Below are 22,206 nucleotides of genomic sequence, written 5' to 3'. Positions count from 1 at the left end.
ATGCCAACGACCGAAGCTGATCAAGTTCCGCCGCTGCCCGACCATCTGTCGATCGACCCGCGCAGCCCGCACCATGTGGCCGCCGTCTTCGAACGCGACATCGGCATCCGATTCAACGGCAAGGATCGCGTCGACGTGGAGGAATATTGCATCAGCGAGGGCTGGATCAAGGTGCCCGCGGGACGGGCCCTCGATCGCAAGGGCAAGCCCCTGCTGATCAAGCTGAAGGGCCGGATCGAGGTCTTCTACCGATAGATGGCCGACCCGCGCCGGCCTGCTAGCCGGCGGAGGACACCGCGGCGCCGCTCTCGGCTGCCGCGGTGGCTTCGCTCAGCAATGCCAGGTGCTGCGCCATCAGCTGCATCTGCGCCTGGATCAATTCCTGCACCATCATCGATTCGACGGGCGCCGCCGATGGCAGCGCTGCAAGCGGGATCGCTGGCGCGGAAGCCGCAAGCGCAACCCTTTCAGACTGGACCGGCGCCAGAAGCGGGGGCGCCTGGATTGCCTCGATCGCCCGGGTGGTGGGCGCTGGCGCGGCTTCGAGCCAGAAGCGCTTGCGCTCGAAGGGGTAGCTCGGAAGCAGCACCCGACGACGATCCTCCGGCGGCGACGCATTGGTCGCGGCGAGGGAGGCGCCGGAGGCCCACATCTGAGCTTGGGCAACAAGGAACTGCCTGGCCTCGGTCTCGGGCCTGTCTCCGAGACTGCCCACGGCGACCAACGGTGCGCCGGCGCTTGAATGCTGGCGCGCCAGCGTGGCGAGAGTGTCGCGCGGACCGATTTCCAGCATGGCCGCCTCGGGATGACGCGCGAGGACCGTGCGCATCGCCGGCGAAAAGCGCACCGGAGCGCGCAGATGCCGGGCCCAGTAGTTCGGGTCGGTCGCGTCGGCGGTGGTCATCCAGGTCCCGGTGAGCGTCGAGGCGATGGGGATGGATGGCGCCGACAGCGGCACGGTACGCACTTCGGCCTCGAAGCGAGCGACCGCCGGCTCCATCATGCTGGAGTGGAACGCATGCGATGTCTGCAGGAGCCGTGAGGCCAAGCCCTCGCTTTCCAGGCATGCCTGGAACGCCTGGACCTGGTCCGTGGGTCCGGCCACGACGCAGGCCGACGGCCCGTTGTCCGCCGCCAACGAGAGCGACGCCGGCAGCATCGCGAGCAGCCGATCGGCCGGCATCCGAACGGAGAGCATGCTCCCGGACGGCAGCGCCTCCATCAGCGCCCCACGGCGCGCGACGAGCCGCGCCGCGTCCGCGAGCGGCATCACGCCTGCCAGCACCGCCGCCGCGAATTCACCGACGCTGTGGCCGACGAGGGCCGCCGGCCGCGCGCCGCGCGCCAGCCATGCGCGCACGATGGCGTACTCGAGGCAGAAGATGGCCGGCTGCGTCGTACCCGTGGCCAGCAGCGAATCGGGCGCTCCTTCGAACATCCGGGCCCGCAGGTCGAACGCAAGCTCGCCGTCCATTGCCGCCATGCACTCGTCGAAGGCTTCACGGAATGCGGCATCGGTGGCGTAGAGACCTCGCCCCATGCCGGCGTACTGCGCCCCTTGGCCCGAGAAGAGCCAGATCCACGGAGGAACCGCCGCGCCGAGGCTGCGCGAGATGCGCGCCGCCGCGTTCGGCGTGCGCAGCGCGGAACTGCATTCGCTCGCGCTCGCGCCGACCACGCCCAGGCGATGCGCGAAGCTGCTTCGGCCGTACTGCAAGGTATGGGCAACATCCGCCAGGTTGAGATCCGGGTGCTGGTCCAGGTGGTCGGCCAGCGCATTGGCCATGGCCTCCAGTGCCGACGCCGAGCGGGCGGACAGCTGCAGCAACTGCACGCCCGTCGCCGGCGTCGAGGGAGCGCGCAGCGGCGCCTCTTCGAGCACCGCGTGCGCATTGGTGCCGCCGACGCCGAAGTTGCTCACGCCCGCACGCCGGGGCGTGTCGTTGCGCGGCCATGCCGTCAGGCTGGCGTTGACCACGAAGGGGCTGCTTGCGAAATCGATATGCGGGTTGGGCGTCTTGTAGTGGATGGTCGGGGGCAGTTGCTCGTGGTGCAGCGCGAGCGCGGTCTTGATCATGCTGCCGGCCCCGGCGGCCGTCACCATGTGGCCGATGTTGCTCTTGAGCGATCCGATGCGGCAGAACCCGCTGTCGTCCGTCGAATAGCGGAAGGCCCGCGTGAGCGCCTCGACTTCCACCGGGTCGCCCAGCGGCGTCGCCGTGCCATGCGCCTCGATGTAGGAGAAGCTTCGCGCATCCACGCCGGCTTCGCGATGCGCCATCGCCACCACCGCCGCCTGGCCCTCGACGCTGGGCGCCGTGAAGCTGGCCTTGCCGGCGCCGTCGTTGTTGGTCGCCACGCTGCGCACCACCGCGTACACCTGGTCGCCGTCGGCCAGCGCCGCCGACAAGGGCTTGAGCAGGACGAAGGCGGCACCGTCGTTGAAGATCGTGCCGGTCGCGTCCGCGTCGAAGCTTCGGGTGTGGCCGTCGCTCGACAGCATCGAGCCTTCATTGTGGAAATAGCCGGTCGCCGAGGGCGAGGTCACCGACACGCCGCCGGCAAGCGCCATGTCGCAGCGCCCCAGGCGCAGGCTGTCGACCGCCTGGGCGATCGCCACCAGGGAGGTCGAGCAGGAGCTGTGGATCGCCACGGCCGGGCCCCTGAGGTTGAGCTTGTGGGCCACGCGCAGTGCCGCATAGTCCTTGTCGTTGGACAGCAGCACCTGCAGGTCGCCGGCCCGCTCCACCGCCTTGGGATTGGCCATCACGTGGCGCTGCAGGTAGGAAGGCCCGTAGACGCCGCCGAAGACGCCCACGGGAACAGGCGTGCGATCGGGTGCGTAGCCGGCGCGTTCGAGGCATTCCCAGGCAAGCTCGAGAAACAGCCGGTGCTGCGGGTCCATGATCTCGGCTTCGCGCGCCGAGATGCCGAAGAAGCTGTTGTCGAACCATTCGACCTTGTCGATCACGCCGCGGGCCAGCACGTAGGTCGGGTCCCGGTGGGAAGACTCCGGAACGCTCGGGTCGAGCGTGTCCACCGTGAATTTCGTGATGCCGTCCTGGCCTGCGAGCAGGTTCTGCCAGAGCGCCTCGACCGACTGCGCGCCTGGAAACCTGCCGCTCATGCCGATGATGGCGATCGGTTCGCTGTGCAGCGCGGCCCGCTCAGCACTGCCGCGCGCGGCGGATGGCAGAGCCGGCGCGCTTGGCGAGCCGCCTTCGGCGACCCGGGCGAGTTCCGCCGGTGTGGCATGCGCGAAGATGGTCGGCGCGCTCAGCGTGCGGCCCGTACGGCTGGCCAGCAGCGTGAGGACGCGCACGGCCTGCAGAGAAGTACCGCCGAGGTCGAAGAAATTGTCTTCGCGGCCCGTCCGGTCGATCTCCAGTATTTCGGCGAACGCGGTGCAGACGGCGGTCTCGAAATCGCCCACCGGGGACTGGTAGGGCACCGAGAGATCGGGGCGCTTGCGCTCTGGCCGCGGAAGCGCCTTGCGGTCGACCTTGCCGCTCGGCGTGAGCGGGAAGGTGGGCATCACCACGAAGGCACTGGGCACCATGTAGTCGGCCAGCTGTCCGCCCAGACTGCTGCGCAGCGCATTCGCATCGAGCATCGCGCCTTCCGCCGGCATCACGTAGGCGACGAGCCGCTTGTCGCCGGGCGTGTCTTCGCGGGCGATGACGATCGCCTCCCTGACGCCGGCACAGCCGACCAGCGCGGATTCGATCTCGCCGAGTTCGATGCGGAAGCCCCGGATCTTGACCTGGAAGTCGTTGCGTCCCAGGTAGTCGAGATTGCCGTCGGCGCGCCAGCGGCCCTGGTCGCCGGTCTTGTACAGGAGGTCGCCCGGCTTCGCGGCCGGGCCGATGGTGTCGGGTATGAAGCGCTCGGCGGTCATTTCCGGCTGGTTCAGATACCCGCCGCCCACCCCGGCGCCGCCGACGTAGATCTCGCCCACCGCGCCGATGGGCAGCGGCTGCAGGCGTGCGTCGAGCACATAGAGCTGGGTGTTGCAGATCGGTCGGCCGATCGGCGGCGTCGCGTCGGCGTAGGTCGCGCCGTCGCGCGGCAGGCGGTAGGCCGCGACCACGTCGGTGCACTCCGTCGGGCCGTAGCTGTTGATGATCTCCAGCAGCGGATAGGCGGCGCCGAGCGCCGACAGGCGCGGCACGCTGATGGGTTCGCCGCCGAGAAAGACGCGGCGCAGGCTCCGGAAGGCGCCGGGCGTCTGGGCGTCGAGGATGGCGTAGAAGGCGCTCGGTGTCAGGTTCAGCGTCGTGATGCCCCGCTGCTCGATGGTCCGGACAATGGCCGCGGGGTCGAACTGCTGGTCGGCCAGATGCAGCTCGCCACCGGCGAAGAGCGCCACGAACAGGTTCTTCTGCGTGAGGTCGAAACTGAAGGAGCTCACGACGAGCACGCGGTCCTGCGCGCTGAAGCCGTAGTCGCTCGAATACCAGTGCAGCAGATTCATCAGGCCGCGATGGAATACCGATGCGCCCTTCGGCTGGCCGGTCGAACCCGAGGTGTAGATCAAATAGGCGCCGAGGCCGGCATGCAGCCCCAGCGCGGCCGCGTCGGGGTTGTGCGTGGGGTGTCGAGCCAGAAGCGCGGCCTCGTCCAGCGCGAGCACCGGGACGTCGACGCGCGGCAGATGGGGGCGCAGCGCCAGATCGGTGAGCAAGGCGGCCGGTGCGCAATCCCCGATCATGTAGGCCAGCCGCTCCGCCGGGTAGCCCGGGTCCAGCGGAACGTAGGTGGCGCCGGCCTTGAGCACGCCCAGCAGCGCGACCACCATGTCCACACCGCGCTCGAGGCAGATGGCCACGCGCGCGTTCGGCCGCACGCTGAGCGCAATCAGCGCATGCGCGAGCTGGTTGGCGCGCGCATTGAGTTCACCGTAGCTGACAGTCTGCGCCCCGGCGAACAGCGCCGGCGCGTCGGGTCGCGCCGCCGCGCGTGCCTCGAAGGGCTGGTGCATCAGCACATCGCGCGGTACCTCGGCCGCGGTCTGGTTGAACCCGCTCACGACCTCGTCGCGTTGCGCGGCCGTCATCAGCGCAACGGTGCCCGCGGGCTGCAGCGGATCGTCCAGCAGAGCCGCCATCGCGGTCGCGAAATGCGCAGCGATCCGCTGCGCGGTGGCGGCGTCATGGCGGGCATTGGCGTACAGCAGCCGGCAGGGCTGCGAGAACTCGGCCGGCACGATCAGGTGGAGCTCGGCCGCCGGGTCCTGCTCAGGTGTGGACGGTTGCGGCTGCCGGCCCGGAGAGCCCGGCCAGAAGGACATGCCTTCGGCGGTGAACAGGATCTGGCGCAGCCGCTGCCCGGACCCGTTCGATGTCGGCGCCCACGAGGCGGGATCGAAGGCCCGATGAGGCGCCACTGCCGCGGCCTCGGCCGCAATCGCGGCGGCAAGCTCCCCGACAGGCGCCGTGTCATCCACATGCAAGCACAGCGGAACGACGGCCGGGCCGGAGCCGGTGGTGTCCGCGATGCCGATCACCAGATCCGCCTGTCCGCTCAAGCGCGCCAGGACCAGCGCCCAGCCCGCGAGCAGCCAGGCTATCGCGGACGTGCCGGGCTGTTCGGCCGCAGAGCGCAAGGCCGCCGCGGCGCCCTGCGGCAGGAAGAGCGCGATCTCCGACACCGCGGCACCGCCCTGCGAGCCGCGCGGCCTCCCGGATTGCAGTTGCAGCGCGGGCACGACATCCTTGAGCCGCTCCCTCCAGAAGGCTTCGCTCCGGGAAGCCGAGACAAAATCGTTTGGTTGTTGCACGCCGGTTCTTTCAGTGGACGGATGCTCGAGGCTGCGCTCGTGACCTCGGCCGCCCCAGCCAGCGCCGCCGGCGCGGCTTCGGGCAGGGTGGAATGTGTGGACACGATGAAACCTGAAGCAATGGGGTTCTAGTCAGCACGAGGGGGATTCTCACTGGCGCTGCCGCCATCGAGCGTGAAATTTATAACTTAAGTCAACATATTCCGGAATATTGAGGCTTCCTGCCACGCATTTGCGCCGTCACGTGCGGGCCAGCCGCCCTTCGCGCCCGACCCGAGCCCCCTTCGATCAACCCCTCTAGCAGCCGAGGTCGCGCCGCTGCCCCGCGCCGAAGGCCGGCGCTGGATGGATCGGAAATGCGGCGCGCCGCGCTTTCGCCTCGCGGCATTGCTTGCCGACCGCTCGCGCGAAGCGCTTCAGCATGAGGTCACTGGGGCCCGGCCCAAGGCCGCGTATCTGATCCCGGAACGCCTTCACGATCTCCGTTCGGGCCTGCTCGATCTCGGCCGCGGTCGATGCCCCGGTGGGGTCGATCGGGATGATTCGGACAGAATCTGTCATCACGGCTCCTTCCTTTGTGCATCCTGCTGCGCCGGCGCCGGATGCAGCAAAAGATTTCAGGAAGTCTAAATTTGTAAACTTAGGTACGCATCTAGCCATTCGACCAGTGATCAAAAACACAGCTGCCGCATCGCGGCATCGCCACGCGTGATTCAAGACACGGGACGCCCGCGGGCGCGTCCTCTCAGCGCCCCCATGGCCTCGGACATCGAAGACACCACCGTGGCCCATTCCTCGCCACTGAGCAACAGGGCCGTTTGCGAATGGAGTAGTGTGTCTTCCCGGTCCAGATGGGCATGCATCAACTCGATGTGCTCTCTCAACAGGACATCCACAGACGCGGCCGCGGCCGCGTCCCCCGTTGCGGCAAGCGCCAGCTTTGCCTTCGCTTGCGAGAGCAGTCCGTCGCAGTGCTCGCATTCCAGTTCGAGCCGATCGAGCAGTTTCTCGGCCTCTTGCGACCTGCCGCGCAGCATCCCGATCAGGACGACGCCCTTCGGCCGATGGGTGACTTCGTCGAAAGCCTGAAGGCGGTCGATGAGCTCCGCGAGCGCCGCGGCCCGCGATCCCCGCCGCGTCCAGTCCCGAGTTCTCAGCGCCTCGTCGACCAGCGCCAACAGTTCGCGAATGCGTGTGTGCTCGGCACGCAAGATGGCCCAGGCACATTCGGCTGCCAACATGTTCCCACCCCTTCCACACTGTTTGCCCCAGCGCTTGCCAGGTCATCCTGACTGCCAACGGAACGCTTCTACAGCGTCGCGGCCGGTGCCGCAACCCGGGCTTCCGAGGTCTGGAACGCTCAACAGGTATCGCCATTTTCCGATGGTCAAAGACTGGATCCGGCGCTAAGAAGGCGAGATGCTGAAACTCCTGATCGAAGCGCCGACCGGTCTCGTGAGCATGGTGGATCTGAAGGGATCGCGAACATCGATCGGGCGAGCCCTGCGCAACGATGTGGTCCTCGACGACCCGAGCGCGAGTCGATTCCATGCGGTCATCGAGCGCGAGGCGTCCTTGCTCATCGTCCGCGACCTCTTCAGTCGGAACGGACTCTTCCTCAACGGGCAGCGGGTCCATGCCAGGGCGCTCAACAGAGGCGACACGCTCGCCCTCGGGCGCAGCGAGATCCGGATCATCGCCGAAGAGGACTACCAGGAAATCGTGGTCGAGCGCGCTCCGTCCAGTCCCGGCATCGGATGGGGCTGACTTGGGGATCGAGGCGGCCGGTCTTGACCGGGCGCAAGGCGCGGCGCGCCACCCGGTGCACAGAATGCGATCATGGTCATGTCTCCTTGCCTCGCTCCGATGGGCTTTCTCCGGCGCCCGACGCGATTTCAGTTCTTCACCGGCAAGGGCGGTGTCGGGAAGACCTCGCTGTCGGCCGCGGCAGCCCTGGCGATGGCGGACGCGGGCGCAAAGGTTCTGCTGGTCAGCACCGACGCCGCTTCAAACCTGGACGAGATGCTGGGGGTCGAGCTGCGCAACACACCGACGCCCGTGCCCGGCGCGCCCGGCCTGTCGGTCCTGAACATCGATCCGGACAAGGCGGCCGAATCCTATCGGCGGCGCGTCCTGGCGCGGATGGGCGCCGATGCCAGCGAAGCCGAGCGCGCCACCGTGCGCGAACAGTTGTCGGGCGCCTGCACCACCGAAATCGCCTCCTTCGACGAGTTCAGCGCCCTGCTCTGCGACGGTGCCGGGCCCTTCGATCACATCATCTTCGATACGGCCCCTACAGGGCACACGCTGCGCCTGCTGAGCCTGCCCAAGGCGTGGAGCGGATTTCTCGACGGCAACGATCGCGGAGCCTCCTGCCTGGGGCCGCATTCCGGATTGAAGATGCAGGAGGCGCGCTTCAATGCGGCCCTTGCCGCCTTGAGCGATCCGGGCCGGACCACGGTGATCCTGGTGACGCGGCCGGACACCGGCGCGATGGCCGAGGCGGCACGCACGTCGCAGGAGTTGCGCGCGCTGGGCCTCGACAACCAACGCCTGGCGATCAATGCCGTATTCCATGCGAGTGAGCGCACGGACGCCGTGGCCTGTGCCATCGAGGCCCTGGGGCAGCAGGCCATCGCTGAAATGCCCCAGGCCCTGAGGGACTTGCCGCAGGACCGGGTGCCGCTGCGGGCCTTCGACACGGTCGGCCTGCCCGCCTTGCGTGCCATGCTTGCCGCCGGCGTCGACCCCGTCGCGCCTTGCGGGCACGCGAGCGGCGAACCCGATGCGCCGCTGGGGGGCCTGGACGCGCTGGCCGACGAGCTGGCGGCCGCCGGACACGGGCTGATCATGGTCATGGGCAAGGGAGGCGTGGGCAAGACGACGGTCGCCGCCGCCCTGGCGCTCGGGCTCATCCAGCGCGGCAAGACGGTGCATCTGAGCACCACCGATCCGGCGGCGCACCTCGCCGGCACACTGGACGGCGAAGTGCCGGGCTTGCGTGTGGACCGCATCGACCCGAAGGTCGAGACGCAGCGCTACGTCGACAAGATCATGGCGGCCAGGTCACCGGGTCTCGACGCCGGCGAACAAGCCTTGCTGCTGGAAGACCTGCGCTCGCCATGCACCGAGGAAGTCGCGGTGTTCCATGCCTTCTCGCGAATCGTCAGCGAAGCGCGCAGCGCCTTCGTGGTGCTGGATACCGCACCCACCGGGCATTCGCTGCTGCTGATGGACGCCACGGGGGCTTATCACCGGCAGATGATGCGGGAGTTCGAAGGGCACGGCACCGGCCGCGTCATTACGCCGTTGATGAGACTGCGGGACGCCGCATACACCCGGATCATTCTGGTCACGCTGCCCGAGGTGACCCCGGTATCGCAAGCCGCCGCCCTGCAGGATGACCTTCGCCGCGCCGGCATCGAACCCTATGCCTGGGTGCTCAACAAGAGCGTTCTGGCCGCAGGCACGCGCGACCCTCTGCTGGCCGCGCGGCTCGCCGGCGAGCGCAGGCAGATGGCGCGCATGTCCGCCGGCCTGGCCGGGCGCGTCTTCACCGTTCCCTGGCTCACCCGGCCGCCGATCGGATTCGCCGAGCTGTCCAGGCTGGTCGACAAAGAGCGGCGCGCTGCGGTCTGCGCCTGAAACAACCCATTCACATCACGGAGGTTCCCCATGTACGGATTCACCACGACGCTCAGCGGCACGACGTTCGACCAGGCGCTCTCGAAGACCATCGCCGCACTCAAGAGTGAGGGCTTCGGCGTCCTGAGCGACATCGACGTCCAGCACGCGATGAAGGAGAAGCTCGGCGTCGACATGCCGCCCTACCGCATCCTGGGCGCCTGCAACCCGTCGCTGGCGCATCAGGCGCTGCAGAAGGTGCCCGACATCGGCTTGCTGCTGCCGTGCAACGTCATCGTGCGCGAAGAGGCGCCCGACCGGGTGTTGGTCGGCTTCCTCGATCCGCAGATCATGGTCAACCTGGTCGGCAAGCCCGAGGTCAAGACCGTGGCAGACGCTGCCGAGCAGCGTCTGCGCAAGGCCTGCGAGAGCCTCGGCGGCAGCCTGACGCAAGCGACCTGATACACCTCGCTGCGCGGATTGCCGGAAGCCGCCGGCGCCCTGAGCCCGCCGGGTCGAAGCCGAAAATGTAGAACAAAAGTTCCACTTTCGATATTTCAATGCGACACTCAGCCCCCTTGGAACCAACCCGGGAGTTGGAAAGTGGCAAGAGGAGCGCATCCGTTGGAGGGCATGTTCAGTCGAGGCGAACGCCGCCTGACCGTCCCCGAGTACGTCGGACTGGTGGCCTCGTGCCAGGCCGGCCTCGATGCCGCGATGGCCGAACTGCCGCCGACGAGCCAGGTCGAGCTCTGGAACGCGCTCCAGCCGGACACGTTCCTGCCATCCAGTGGCAAGCGGCTGCTCTGGGTGCTGCGCCGCGGCGTCCTGGATGACCTCGCGCCCCTCGCCGAGAGCGTCCTGACTCGAAGCTGGCTGCCCGAGCCCACCGAGCACGACCAGCTCGCCTTCCGCGCGGTGCTGGAGGCGCTGGCAACCGGCCGGCAGCGCCTGAGCGATATCACCGCCTTCTGCAACGAAATCCACGCCTGGCCCTCCGTTCTCGGCGTGGCGGACTACCTCAACGGCAATCTGGCCGCGACGGTGCAGCTCGCGATGACGGAGGTCGACGGCGACCGACTGACGCGAAAAGTGCGACTGCCCAGCTGGTCGCTCGTGGGAACGCTGCTCGAAGCGCTTGGCGCCGTCCCGGGGCGACTGGATGCAGCCTTGCCGGCATTCACCGCCGCGCTGGCCACCGTCCTCGGACCGGAAGGAAGGCAATTCATGAATGAACACGCGCTCGTCGTGGCCGAGCTCTACCGCGCCACGGACGGCGGCCGGCGAAGTTCGGCGCCCGAGATGTCACTTCGGGCCAGCCTCGGGGCGGCGCCGCAAGGGCCGGCCCTCGAGGGCGCGGCGGGCGACAAGTTCGACGAGGTCGTGCAAGCCCTGCAGAGGCTGCAGCTGGTCCAGGCGGGCACAGGGCAGACGCTGTGCTGGACCGCGGTCACCCTCGTTCACCTTCCGCCCGGCCAACCGGCGAGTGCGCTTTGACCGTCGGCGCACTGACCCCGCGAGAAGTGGAGGCCTCGTCCGACCTCGGCGGCCTCGCTCAGGTGCTCGAATGGCATTCGGGCACCGCAATGCCATCTTCGCCCAAGGGCGAACCCCAGCACTTCGTGTACCGGCTCGAGCGCCTGGCCTCGATCGACGGCAAGGAGCCGAAGGTGGCGCATCGCCATCAGGGGGTGTCCGGAACCGTGGTGCGCTTCAACTATGCGAGGCACGGCTGCGCGGGTGCTCGACAACGGCGACTTCATCCACACCAGGCCGGATGGACTCGAACGTCTCGCGCTGAAGATCGGCGACAAGGTCGACGTGGAAGGAGAGGCGCGTCCACTCGCGGGGGGTACCGGTCGCGTGATCGAGGCGCGCCGCATCAACGGCAGATCGGTCGGCCCGCCGCACTGAGGGCCACCGACGACTAGGCCCGGGACAGGGCTCTCCCGAGAGGCCTTCCCGCATGCATCCAGCGATAGAGGCCCTGCTTGGCCAGTTCCACGATGAGCAGGTAGGTCAGCAATATCCCGCCGAGGATCAGGTAGAACCTGGCCGGCGGCGGCACGAAGCCGAAGTAGTGCCCCAGCGGCGTGAAGGGCAGTGCCACCGCGAGCGCCACGATGCCGAGCGAGGTCAAGGTCAGCAGCGCATGGGCGCGGCTCTTCAGCGGGTTGCCGCGCGTCCGGATGATGAATATCACCAGCACCTGGGTGCACAGCGATTCGACGAACCAGCCGGTCTGGAACAGCTTCTCGTCGGCCTGCAGCACATGCAGCATGACGTAGAAGGTGAGGAAGTCGAACAAGGAGCTGATCGGTCCGATCACCAGCATGAAGTCGCGGATGAACTCCAGGTCGAGCACCTGCGGACGGCGGATCTCATCCATGTCCACCTTGTCCAGGGGAATGGGAATCTCGGAGATGTCGTAGAGGATGTTGTTGAGCAGGATCTGCGTCGGCAGCATCGGCAGGAAGGGCAGGAACAGCGCCGCGCCGGCCATGCTGAACATGTTGCCGAAGTTCGAGCTGGTCCCCATCATGATGTACTTCATGATGTTGCCGAAGGTGCGCCGGCCTTCCAGGACGCCCGAGAGCAGCACATGCAGGTCCTGTTCGAGCAGGATCATGTCGGCGGCTTCCTTGGCGACGTCCACGGCCGAATCCACCGACAGCCCGACATCCGCCGAATGCAGCGACGGCGCATCGTTCATGCCGTCCCCCAGATAGCCCACCACATGGCCGCGCGCGCGCAGGGCCAGGATGACGCGCTCCTTCTGCCCCGGATTGACCCGGCAGAACAGGTTGGTCGTCTCGACGCGTGCACGCAGGGCGAAATCGTCCAGCTGGGCGATTTCCTTGCCGGTCAGCAGCCCGGTGACGGGGATCTTCAATTGCGCGCACACGTGACGCGTGACGAGGTCGCTGTCGCCCGTGACGATCTTGATCGCCACGCCGACCCTGGCCAGCGACGCCAGCGCCGTGCCCGCGCTGGCCTTGGGTGGATCGAGGAAGGCGGCGAAGCCGGCCAGCACCAGCTGCGCCTCGTCGCCCACCACCGCATGCGGGTGGTCGCGGGCCACCGGGCGCCAGGCGATACCCAGCGCGCGCAAGCCGTCCTGCTCCAGCGCCTGGTACTGCGCATGCACGGCCGCGCGGGCGGCTTCGTCCAGCGGCCGCGGCTGCGCATCGCCGCCGCTTTCATAGCCCGTGCACAGCCCGAGGATCTCGTCCGGCGCGCCCTTGACCACCAGCCAGCGTTCTTCGCCGTTGTCGATCAGCACCGAGACGCGCCTGCGCTCGAAGTCGAAGGGCACCTCGTCGATCTTCCGCCAGGCACCGATCTCGATGTGCTCATGGGCAAGGATCGCCTCGTCGAGCGGACTCTTCAGTCCGGTCTCGAAGAAGCTGTTGAAGTACGCGAGCTGCAGCACCCTGTCGCTGGGCTGGCCCAGCGGGTCGACATGCCGCTCCAGGTGGATGCGGGCCTCGGTCAGGGTGCCGGTCTTGTCGGTGCACAGCACATCCATCGACCCCAGGTCCTGGATGGCCGACAGGCGCTTGACGATCATCTGCTTGCGCGCCATGCGCAGCGCGCCGCGCGACAGCGTCACCGAGACCACCATCGGCAGCAGTTCAGGCGTCAGGCCCACGGCCAGCGCCACGGCGAACAGGAAGGACTCCAGCCACGGCTTGTGGAACGCCATGTTCACCAGCAGCACGAACAGGACCAACAGCACCGTCAGGCGCATGATCAGCATGCCGAAGCGGCGCGTGCCCACCTCGAACGAGGTCGGTGGCGAGGGACGCAACACGCTGTCGGCGATGGCGCCGATGGCGGTCTCGGTGCCGGTCTTGACCACCAGCACCCGGGCGCTCCCGCTGATCACCGAAGTCCCCATGAACACCGCGTTGCTGGCCTCGCTCAACTCGGTGGCCGAAGGCGGCGGCATGTCCGCGCGCTTCTCCACCGGGTAGGCCTCGCCGGTCAGCAGCGCCTGCTTGACGAAGAAATCCCGTGCCTCCAGGACCCGGGCGTCCGCCGGAATCAGATCGCCGGCCGCCAGCTCCGCCACGTCGCCGGGCACCACCTCGGTCACGGGAAGCTCCAGGGACTTGCCGTCACGCAGCACGCGGGTGCGCACGGCCACCGACTGCCGCAGCTTTTCCGCCGCGGCATTGGCGCGGTACTCCTGAACGAAGTCCAGGGTCACGCTCAGCAGCACGATGCAGCTGATGATCAGGAAGTTGGTCAGCTCCCCGGTAAAGGCGGAGATGGCGCTGGCCACCAGCAGGATGATCACCAGGGGATTCCTGAAGCGGCGCAGGTACTGGCGCAACAGCGAGCGCTGCTGCCTGTCGCGAAACAGGTTGGGCCCGAACCGAGCCAGCCGGGCCTTGGCCTCTCCGGCCGACAGGCCGGCCCATTCCGCATCCGCGGGGCCGGCCAGTCCGGGCGCCAGCCACCAGGGTGGAGGCGGGGGATCGTGATCCATTGTTGGCGGGATCGCTTTCAATTCTCTGCCCCACTTTCGATTTGCCGGCGCTATTGAACACCGCCATCATGAGGCCATGCGCTGTGCATGCTTGGCGCGGCCGCGACGCCGGACGCGAATCACCGGCCCATCACGGCCTGAATGTCGCGCGACTTGCTTGTTGAGGATGCAGCCCCGAGACTGGGAACCCCATGAACAGCTCTGACAACAACGTACTGACCGCTGCGTCCCCGACGAAGCGCTCACGATGGCTGTTGTGGAGTTCCTGGTTTCTCGGCGCGGCTTCACTGGCGGGTGTGGTGGCGATGGCATTGCACTTCTCCGACGCGGAAGGATTCGCCCGGCTGCTGGAGAAAGTCGAGCCGGGCTGGTTCGCCCTGGCCGTTCTGCTGCAACTGCTGACCTACCTGCTGCAGGGCCAGATCTACACGCTGGTGACCAAGGCCGGGCATTCCAGCCTGCTTCTGCTGACAGCCTGCAAGCTCGGCCTGCTGAAGCTGTTCTTCGACCAGGCGCTGCCGACGTATGGGCTCAGCGGCACGTTGGCGGTCACCGCGGCCTTCGAGCGGCTGGCCATTCCGAGGTCCGTGGCGATCGCCTGCCTCGTCATCAGCCTCTATTCCTACCTGTTCGCGTATGTGCTCGCGCTGGGCTGGGCGCTGGGAATCGTCGTCGTCGAGGGCCACGCGACGCAGTTGCTGGTGGTGGCCTTCACCCTCTTCACCCTGGGCAGTCTGGCCCTGGCGCTGGGCATCGCCCTGGTCTCGGGAAGGCGTACGCCGCCTGCCCTGCGGGGGCTGGCCAGGCAGGGCTGGATCAAGCGCGGCCTGGGCATCCTGAACGAGGCCGACACTGCCCTGACGCGCAACCCGCGGCTGCTGGCCGCGGCAACCGGACTAGACCTGGGCATCATGCTGCTGGACGCCACGACACTCTGGTTGCTGGTGCTGTCGATGGGTGATTCGGCGCCCTGGGCCGGCGTGTTCGCCGGCTTCATGCTGGCCAGCCTGCTGCGCAGCATCGGCGTCACGCCGGGCGGGCTCGGCGTGTTCGAAGCGGCGGCGGTGACCGCCCTGCACTGGGCCGGCATCGCGCTGCCGGTGGCGCTGTCGGCCACGCTGCTGTTTCGCGGACTGAGCTTCTGGGCGCCGATGCTGCCGGGCATCCTGGTGTCGCGCTCCGCGCTCATGGCGCCAAAGGCGAGCCGTTCGAGCGCGCCGCGCGGGTAGAACAATCACGGCGCATGTTCGAATGGCGCCGCCGCGAGGCAGAATGCAGCGGCGCGCGCCAGACGAAACGGCGTCGTCAGCCGCCGAAACCCGACACAACCCAGCCCTCCCGACCCGCCCCATGCCCACCTTCCCCGACGACATCTACACCGAGCCTGCCGACCTGGACGGACATACCCTCGCCAAACTCGGCCCGTTGCGCCGGATGGCGGGACTGTGGCGCGGCGAAAAAGGCGTGGACGTCAAGCCCAAGGCGCAAGGGCCGAAGACGCAGGTCTACGTCGAGCACTATGAATTGCAGCCGATCGACCCGCAGACCAACGGGCCGCAGGTGCTCTATGGCCTGCGCTACCACACCTACATCCACAAGCCCGGCCTGACCAAGATGTATCACGACCAGGTCGGCTACTGGTTGTGGGAGCCCGCGACCGGCACCGTCATGCAGACCCTGGCGATTCCGCGCGGCCAGATCGCGATGGCGAGCGGCCAGGCCAGCCCGGATGCGGACAGCTTCGAGCTCGTGGCCACGCACGGGAGCCTGGTCAACGGCATCGTGTCCAACCCGTTCATCGAGCATGCCTTCAAGACGCTGGAGTGGCGCATCAAGGTCGTGTTCAATGCCGACGGCACGTGGTCGTACGACCAGGACACCGTGATGCAGATCCAGGGGCTGGCCGAACCCTTTCACCACACCGACCGCAACACGCTCACGAAGATCGGCGAACCATCGCTCAATCCGCTGGCGATGCAAGACCCGGCGTCGCGTCCGACGTGAGTTCCGATCGCCCGATCGCCGCTGCGATCGACACGCGTTTCGCCGCCCGTCGGCGGCGTGTCATCGCCCTGACCGACGCTTCTCGCACCGGCGTGTTGGTGTGACAATCATCGGCGAACGCAATCGCCGATGGAGTCAACAGATGCTGCGCCTCTATGACAGTCGCCTGTCGGGTAACTCGTGGAAGGTGCGCATCCTGCTGAGCCAGCTCGGTCTTGCGTTCGAACGCATCACGCTCGATATCGGCAAGGGAGATACGCAAGAAGCCGCATTCCGCAAGCTCAGTCGCTTCGCACGCGTGCCCGTTCTGCAGCTCGAGGACGGTCGAACGATCGTGGAGTCGGGCGCAATCCTGCTCTACCTCGCACAAGGCACGCCCTACCTGCCGGACGATCCTTATGCCCGCGCGGAAGTGACGAGCTGGCTGTTCTTCGAACAGGCCGACCTGCAAAAGGCAATCGCCGTGCCGCGCGTCTGGCATCTGCACGGCCTGGCCAGCGGCAGGCAGCAGGAGATCCAACGGCTTCATGCCGAGGGCTATCCGGCGCTCGAGAAGCTGGATCGCTGGCTGCTCGGACGCACCTGGCTGGTCGGCGAGACCTACACCATTGCAGACACAGCGGTCTTCGCCTACGTCTCGCTGGCCGACCAGGGTGGCTACGACATGGAGCGTTTCACATCCATTCGCGAATGGATCGCGCGAGTCGAGGGCCAGCCCGCATGGGTGGAGCTGGTGCCCGACGCACGCTGAACCGGCGCGTCAAGCCAGGCGGTCTCGCTCTTTGAGTTACGCAGCCAACGCGTCGCGGCAATCCGCGAGCGCGTCCATCGCGTCGGCGTGCGGCAGACTCTCGATCGACGCCTGGATCGCTTCCTTGCACAGCGATGGCCGCCGGACAAGGGCGTCGAAATACCGCCCGACGTGGGGAAGCTCGTCCCACATCGATGCCAGACCGAGGTAGGCCAGGCGAACGAGGTTGACACCCCACACCACATCGCCGAGCGAAAAGGAGCGTCCCTTCAGATAAGGCAATGGTTGCCCGCTCAGCGCGTGGTCCAGATCCGTCAACAGATCGCCCACATGCATCCGGGCGGCGCGCTGAAACGCGGCGTCGTGGCGCACCGCCAGGCCGCCGCTCTCCTTCATGATCTTCGCGCGGTAGGCAGCGACCAGTTCAGGCTCGCTGGCATTGGCGGCCACCAAGCGCTCCAGCGCCATGAGCTTGCACTCGTAGACCGTCTCCATCACCGACCTGAGCATGGCCGGGCGCCTGTCCGCGTCCGGATGAAAGCCATAGAGCAGCGCCCCGTTCGGGATCCTGTCGACGATGCCCACCTGACGCATCACCTCGGCGAGCGCTTCGGTCTCGTCGGGGACGAGCTGGACGAACTCCCGCGAGACGGCATCGAGATAGCAGCATATCCGCAGCGAATCGGCGATCACGCGGCCGGCCTGGTGGTCGATGAGCAAGGGCACGACGCAGGGATCGAAACCCTCCGTCTCGACCGATGTCCGACCGCTGTAGCCGCTGACGAATTCCCGGTCCAGTTCCCGGCCGGCGATCAAGCGCAGACGGATGTAGGCGGGGCTGTAGTGCTCGGCCGGGATGACGACCCCGTCGCTTCTCTTCGAACACAGGATGACCATGTCGTTCGAACGGTAGGACAGCCGCTTTTCATGGAACACCGTTCGCACCTTCTGGGAACACAGCGAGCTCGCCGCATGGAACAGTTCGAAGCGCGGGTTCGCCTCTTTGCCTACGACCGTGCTGCGGGCAGGATCCGCCATGGCAGCGCGAGCCGCCTTGGCCATTTCCATCAGTGGCACATCCATCGTCATCGCATCGCTCCTGGTCAATTTCACGGCGGGTACTCCATCGTTTCCGGCAACGTTTCTGGGGAAGCTCACAGCCCGATGGGCTCGGCGTTCGAGAACTCTAGGTTCATCCTCCCCTCCGGAGAAGCCTGCACTTTCTGCACGCTGGGTTCCGAAATGGCGAACGATCCATCGCAGCCCCGTCGTCCACGTTCCTGGACGCTACGTTCGGCAAAGACCAGCACATGGCGGTTGTCGTTTGGCATATCTTTCCGCTCCACAGTCAAGTCTTCATTGCCAACGCCAACCCATGAGCAACATCCGTCAGCCGTCCAGAGCGGCCTCGCGCACACCGGGCCTTCGCCAGGCGCTCGATGCCCTGGCGACGGGGCGCCTGACTGCGATCGCGCTGACAGAACAGGCGCTCGCGTCGGCGCGGGCCTGCAATCGATGCGTCAACGCCTTCTCGGTCATCGACCGGGATCGTGCCTTGAGGGCCGCGGCGCAGAGCGATCTTCGCTATGCGCGAGGCAGTCAACGGCCGCTCGAAGGACTACCCATCGGTGTCAAGGATCTGATCGACACCAAGGACGTCGAAACCCGGTACGGTTCGCCCGCCTATCACGGCCATGTACCGACCGCCGATGCCGACATCGTGAAGGCGCTGGTGGACCAGGGCGCCATCCCCATCGGCAAGACCACCACGCACGAGTTCGCGTGGGGGGTCACCACGGCCAGCGAGGTCTATGGCGACACTCTGAATCCCCTGGACAGAAGCCGCATTCCCGGCGGATCCAGCGGCGGTGCGGCAGCGGCAATCGCGTACGGTGCCGTCGCCGCGGGACTGGGCACGGACACCGGCGGCTCCGTTCGAATTCCGGCTGCGCTGTGCGGAGTCGTCGGCTTCAAGCCGACCTTCGGCACCCTCTCCACCCGAGGCGTGTTTCCGCTGGCCCCGACCTTGGACCACCCCGGTCTCCTCGGGGAGAGCGTCGATGACGTCATCGTCCTGGCGGACGCTCTTGATATCAAGGCGCCCCCAGACGACGCGTGGGTCGCCGCACGCCTTGGCGTCATCCGCGAGATCGCGCCGATCCCCCTGAGTCCCGAGATCGCATGGGCCTTCGATGACGCCATCGAATGCCTCGAAGAAGTCCTTGCGTGCGCGAAGCTCGACATGCCCGGCCTGTTCGACACCGTCTACGACGCATTCGCGAAGATCGTTCTGACCGAAGGCGCCGTCGAACACTTCAGGCGCAACGATTGGGATCGCATTGCCGCGCACTACGGCCCGGAGACCATCGAGCGGCTGGAGCGCGCGAAGACCGTGGATCTTCGCGACTATGCGCAGGCACAGCAGACCCGATGGCGCTTTGCAGCGGCCCTCCAACAGGCCATGTCGACGGTCGACTACCTCCTCCTGCCGACCTGCCCTTGCACCGCACCGCTCTTGCATGCGCGCACGGCGACGATCGGCGGATGGTCCGGCACGGTCCGCGAGGCATTGATGACCTATACGGCCCCCTTCAATGTCGCGGGACTGCCGGCCATCTCGATTCCCCTGGCTCGGGCGGAGCACAGCCTTCCGGCATCGCTGCAGATCGTCGCCAGGCCAGGTCGAGACGGCGCGCTCTTGCGGATCGCGCAGCAGATCGAGCGGATCCTTCGCGCCCGCCTCAGGTGAAGCAACCCACACAACCACAACCAGGAGCCTCAAGTGATCGATACCCCCACCCACCTCGACGGCCACGCACGGGCCACTGCCGCGACCGGGCAGACGCCCTACAGCGCATGGATGCAGACGGACGCCCTCCATTCGCTGCAGCGCACGGTCAGCGACCATCCCGGAGAGCATGCATGGATCACCCACGTGCAGGTCTCCGAGCTCTATTGGATGCTCATCATCAAGGAGATCCAGACAGCGCAGACGTACCTGCGCGCCGACAAGCTTCGCGAGGCCCATCGGACGCTGCTGCGCGTGGTCGCCCATCACGAGCCCCTCCTGGCCATCTGGCGATCGATCGACTGGATGATGCCGAACGACTTGCTGGCCATCCTTTCGCGCGCGGCCGCCACGCACGGCAAGGACACGGCACTTCAGGGATGGACATATCGGCAGATGGTCTACCTGCTGGGGATCAAGCAATCGCAGCACCTGGCGCATTTCACACCGCAACCCCAGCGCTGGGCGCAGCTGGACAGGGCGCTGTCCGAACCGAGCCTCTATGACGACGTTCTCGCCTACTTCATGCGCATCGGCATGGATGTACCGAAGGCATTGCTCGAGCGCGATCTGCGGGCGCCCTACAGCCCCAGCAAGGAAGTCGAGCAGGTTTGGCGCCACATCTACGCCGACCCTGACAAGAACATCGAACTCCAGCAGCTCGGAGAAGCGCTTGCCGATATCGCCCAGGGATTCAGCAAGTGGAAGTACCGCCACCTGATGGCGACGCGCCGGACCTTCGGCGCACGGCCGGCCTACTTCGGCACCGACGGCGTCGCATGGCTGGTGCCCACGATGGACGAGATCCCGTTTCCCGAACTGTGGTCGGCGCGCGCCCTCATCGGCGACCCGCCTCCCGCTTGTCCGCACATGGCCGGGCAAGGGCGCTGACGAGCCCCTGGCGGCTGCGATTCGGCATCGATCGTTCATCAATCCGGGACCAAGCGTACAAGCATTGACGCCTTCTCAACCGATCGCCGCATCCCTACGATTTCCCTGCTTTTCACCCCAGCGTCACACAAGAGGAACCCACCATGTCAGCGAACCTTCGGATGGAGAATTTCGAGTTGAATGCAAACCCGTTCATTGACGACCTGATCCGCGAGCGGCGCACCAAGCGCGGCTATCTCGATCGACCCGTCTCGCTCGACATGGTCAGGGAGATACTGTCCACCGCAAGGTACGCACCGAGCTCGAGCAACACGCAACCCTGGCGCTGCTATGTCGTGACCGGACGCGCACGCGAACGGGTGACCCGGGCGGCGGTGGCGGCGTTTCGCGCCGGCCCGGAGAAGCTGACTCCTGAGTACCCCTTCTTTCCGCAGCCGCTTCCCGATCCGTACTCGACCCGCTTCAACACCTTCCGCGGCCAGCTCGGCGATGCGCAAGGCGTCGATCGAAGCGACAAGACAGGTCGCATGCGCGACGTCGAGCGCCAGTTCCTGTTCTTCGATGCCCCCGTGGGCATCATCTTCACGATGGACCGGTGTCTCGAATGGGCGAGCTTCATCTGCTACGGATGCTTCCTGCAGAACGTCATGCTGGCGGCCAAGGGCAGAGGGCTCGACACCTGCCCGCAGCAGATCTGGTCGCTGCAATACCCGGTGCTGCGCAGCGAACTCGGCATTCCCGAAGACCAGATGGTGATCGCCGGCATGTCGCTCGGCTGGGCCGACAACAGCCTGCCGGAGAACCGGATGAAGCTGCACAAGGTGGAGATGGACGAGTTCACTTCCTTCATCGACGCATAGCGGCAAGCGTCCGCGAAGGACCCATCGCAAGCACCGAATCATTCACAGGAGATCCAATGTCAATCATCAAAGGCTTCCACCACCTGACCGCCTGCGTGAGCGGCGCACAGGAGGATGTGGACTTCTACGTCAGGCTGCTGGGACAGAGCCTCGTCAAGAAGACCGTTCTTCTTGACGGCGAGGAGCCCGTCTACCACCTCTACTACGGCAACCCCCAGGGCGATGCGGGCACCCTGGTCACCTCGTTTCCCTTCAGGCAGAAGGGCGTGAAGGGGCGAAGGGGCTCGGGGCAGATCAAGGTCATCAACTATTCCGTGCCCGAAGGCTCCCTGGACTTCTGGCGCGAGCGCTTCGACGCGAAGGGAATCGCCTTCGACAAGGAGGTGGTCGAGCGCTTCGGCGAACGGCGGCAGCGCTTCCAGCATCCCTGTGGCATCGAGTTCGACCTCGTGGCGTCCGACCGAGACGCCCGCCCGCCCTGCTCGGCCACCGACATTCCTCAGGCGTTCGCAATCCGCGGCGTGCACAGCATCACCTTGTCGCTTCGCGAAGTCTCCGAATCCGTCATCTTCATGCAGGATGTGCTGGAATTCCGGTATGCCGGAGAGTCCGGGCCCTACCACCGCTTCGAGACCGCCGACGGCACGCCAGGCACCGTTGTCGAGTTCCTTCACGAGCCGGACCGCCTGCAAGGCTCGTCCATCTATGGCGAAGGCACGATCCATCATGTGGCCTTCGCCGTAGACAACGTCGAACAACAGATGATGATCAAGGAGAGGCTGATGTCGATGGGCCACATCGACACTTCCGAGTCGGTCAACCGCAACTACTTCCGCTCGATGTATTTCAAGATGCCCGGCGGGGTGATGTTCGAGGCGGCAACGACCGACATCGGATTTGCGATCGACGAGGAACCCGGGCACTTCGGCTCGGAGTTCCAGCTTCCGCCCTGGCTTCGCGAGCGCAAGCAGGAACTGCTCGGCCGCCTCGAACCGATTGCGGTCTGAGTCCGTC

Annotated in this window: 19 protein-coding genes; 13 read left to right on the top strand and 6 right to left on the bottom strand. The window is 66.8% G+C overall.

Features of this window, described 5'->3' with window-relative positions; all coding sequences use genetic code 11:
* Positions 1-255: a DUF3297 family protein gene (locus AC1DNF_RS16465; RefSeq protein WP_478149677.1), complete on the top strand. Its 255-nt coding sequence runs from the start codon at positions 1-3 to the stop codon at positions 253-255.
* A 22-nt stretch (positions 256-277) separates the two neighbouring features.
* On the opposite strand, the gene AC1DNF_RS16460 is transcribed toward AC1DNF_RS16465, so the two are convergent.
* From AC1DNF_RS16460 to AC1DNF_RS16450, 3 genes are all read right to left on the bottom strand, one after another.
* Positions 278-5,779, bottom strand: a complete 5,502-nt coding sequence (locus AC1DNF_RS16460; RefSeq protein ID WP_478149676.1) for a hybrid non-ribosomal peptide synthetase/type I polyketide synthase — start codon at positions 5,777-5,779, stop codon at positions 278-280.
* A 297-nt stretch (positions 5,780-6,076) separates the two neighbouring features.
* A complete protein-coding gene (locus tag AC1DNF_RS16455) occupies positions 6,077-6,340 on the bottom strand; it encodes a hypothetical protein (RefSeq protein ID WP_478149675.1) in 264 nt (87 codons plus the stop codon).
* Between the two features lie 152 nt (positions 6,341-6,492).
* Complete coding sequence (locus AC1DNF_RS16450) at positions 6,493-7,020, bottom strand: hemerythrin domain-containing protein (protein WP_478149674.1); 528 nt, start codon at positions 7,018-7,020, stop codon at positions 6,493-6,495.
* 178 nt (positions 7,021-7,198) lie between these two features.
* Here AC1DNF_RS16450 and AC1DNF_RS16445 point away from each other — a divergent pair, with 178 nt between their 5' ends.
* The 5 genes from AC1DNF_RS16445 (at position 7,199) to AC1DNF_RS16425 (ending at position 11,317) form a co-directional block, all read left to right on the top strand.
* Entirely contained in the window at positions 7,199-7,546 is a 348-nt protein-coding gene (locus AC1DNF_RS16445) for an FHA domain-containing protein (protein ID WP_478149673.1), read from the top strand.
* A gap of 72 nt (positions 7,547-7,618) precedes the next feature.
* The gene (gene arsA, locus AC1DNF_RS16440) at positions 7,619-9,424 is read left to right on the top strand and encodes an arsenical pump-driving ATPase (protein ID WP_478149672.1); all 1,806 of its coding nucleotides are present in this window, start codon (positions 7,619-7,621) and stop codon (positions 9,422-9,424) included.
* Between the two features lie 30 nt (positions 9,425-9,454).
* On the top strand, positions 9,455-9,865 hold the full coding sequence (locus AC1DNF_RS16435) for a DUF302 domain-containing protein (protein ID WP_478149671.1): 411 nt from the start codon (positions 9,455-9,457) through the stop codon (positions 9,863-9,865).
* Between the two features lie 171 nt (positions 9,866-10,036).
* Positions 10,037-10,900: a hypothetical protein gene (locus tag AC1DNF_RS16430; RefSeq protein WP_478149670.1), complete on the top strand. Its 864-nt coding sequence runs from the start codon at positions 10,037-10,039 to the stop codon at positions 10,898-10,900.
* A gap of 222 nt (positions 10,901-11,122) precedes the next feature.
* Complete coding sequence (locus tag AC1DNF_RS16425; RefSeq protein ID WP_478149669.1) at positions 11,123-11,317, top strand: hypothetical protein; 195 nt, start codon at positions 11,123-11,125, stop codon at positions 11,315-11,317.
* 13 nt (positions 11,318-11,330) lie between these two features.
* On the opposite strand, the gene mgtA is transcribed toward AC1DNF_RS16425, so the two are convergent.
* Positions 11,331-13,898, bottom strand: a complete 2,568-nt coding sequence (gene mgtA, locus AC1DNF_RS16420) for a magnesium-translocating P-type ATPase (protein ID WP_478149668.1) — start codon at positions 13,896-13,898, stop codon at positions 11,331-11,333.
* 191 nt (positions 13,899-14,089) lie between these two features.
* Here mgtA and AC1DNF_RS16415 point away from each other — a divergent pair, with 191 nt between their 5' ends.
* The 3 genes from AC1DNF_RS16415 (at position 14,090) to AC1DNF_RS16405 (ending at position 16,653) form a co-directional block, all read left to right on the top strand.
* Complete coding sequence (locus AC1DNF_RS16415; RefSeq protein WP_478149667.1) at positions 14,090-15,127, top strand: lysylphosphatidylglycerol synthase transmembrane domain-containing protein; 1,038 nt, start codon at positions 14,090-14,092, stop codon at positions 15,125-15,127.
* Between the two features lie 121 nt (positions 15,128-15,248).
* Positions 15,249-15,902, top strand: a complete 654-nt coding sequence (locus tag AC1DNF_RS16410) for an FABP family protein (protein ID WP_478149666.1) — start codon at positions 15,249-15,251, stop codon at positions 15,900-15,902.
* A gap of 142 nt (positions 15,903-16,044) precedes the next feature.
* The gene (locus tag AC1DNF_RS16405) at positions 16,045-16,653 is read left to right on the top strand and encodes a glutathione S-transferase family protein (RefSeq protein ID WP_478149665.1); all 609 of its coding nucleotides are present in this window, start codon (positions 16,045-16,047) and stop codon (positions 16,651-16,653) included.
* 36 nt (positions 16,654-16,689) lie between these two features.
* Here the strand turns inward: AC1DNF_RS16405 and AC1DNF_RS16400 are convergent, their stop codons facing one another.
* Both AC1DNF_RS16400 and AC1DNF_RS16395 read right to left on the bottom strand, forming a co-directional pair.
* Entirely contained in the window at positions 16,690-17,715 is a 1,026-nt protein-coding gene (locus tag AC1DNF_RS16400; protein WP_478149696.1) for a glutathione S-transferase family protein, read from the bottom strand.
* A 92-nt stretch (positions 17,716-17,807) separates the two neighbouring features.
* Positions 17,808-17,984, bottom strand: coding sequence for a hypothetical protein (locus tag AC1DNF_RS16395; RefSeq protein WP_478149664.1), 177 nt, complete (start codon positions 17,982-17,984; stop codon positions 17,808-17,810).
* A 44-nt stretch (positions 17,985-18,028) separates the two neighbouring features.
* Here AC1DNF_RS16395 and AC1DNF_RS16390 point away from each other — a divergent pair, with 44 nt between their 5' ends.
* The 4 genes from AC1DNF_RS16390 (at position 18,029) to AC1DNF_RS16375 (ending at position 22,199) form a co-directional block, all read left to right on the top strand.
* Entirely contained in the window at positions 18,029-19,402 is a 1,374-nt protein-coding gene (locus tag AC1DNF_RS16390; protein WP_478149663.1) for an amidase, read from the top strand.
* A gap of 33 nt (positions 19,403-19,435) precedes the next feature.
* Positions 19,436-20,332: a tryptophan 2,3-dioxygenase gene (locus AC1DNF_RS16385; RefSeq protein WP_478149662.1), complete on the top strand. Its 897-nt coding sequence runs from the start codon at positions 19,436-19,438 to the stop codon at positions 20,330-20,332.
* 143 nt (positions 20,333-20,475) lie between these two features.
* Positions 20,476-21,192: a nitroreductase gene (locus tag AC1DNF_RS16380; protein ID WP_478149661.1), complete on the top strand. Its 717-nt coding sequence runs from the start codon at positions 20,476-20,478 to the stop codon at positions 21,190-21,192.
* Positions 21,193-21,248: 56 nt separating this feature from the next.
* Positions 21,249-22,199 carry a ring-cleaving dioxygenase gene (locus tag AC1DNF_RS16375; protein ID WP_478149660.1) on the top strand — a complete coding sequence of 317 codons (951 nt, stop codon included), beginning with the start codon at positions 21,249-21,251 and terminating at the stop codon, positions 22,197-22,199.
* Positions 22,200-22,206 lie beyond the last annotated feature (7 nt).

It is taken from the genome of Variovorax sp. 01T432 (assembly GCF_056398605.1).
The sequence above is the reverse complement of the archived record's forward strand: the minus strand, read 5'-3'. Positions and strand labels throughout refer to the sequence as shown.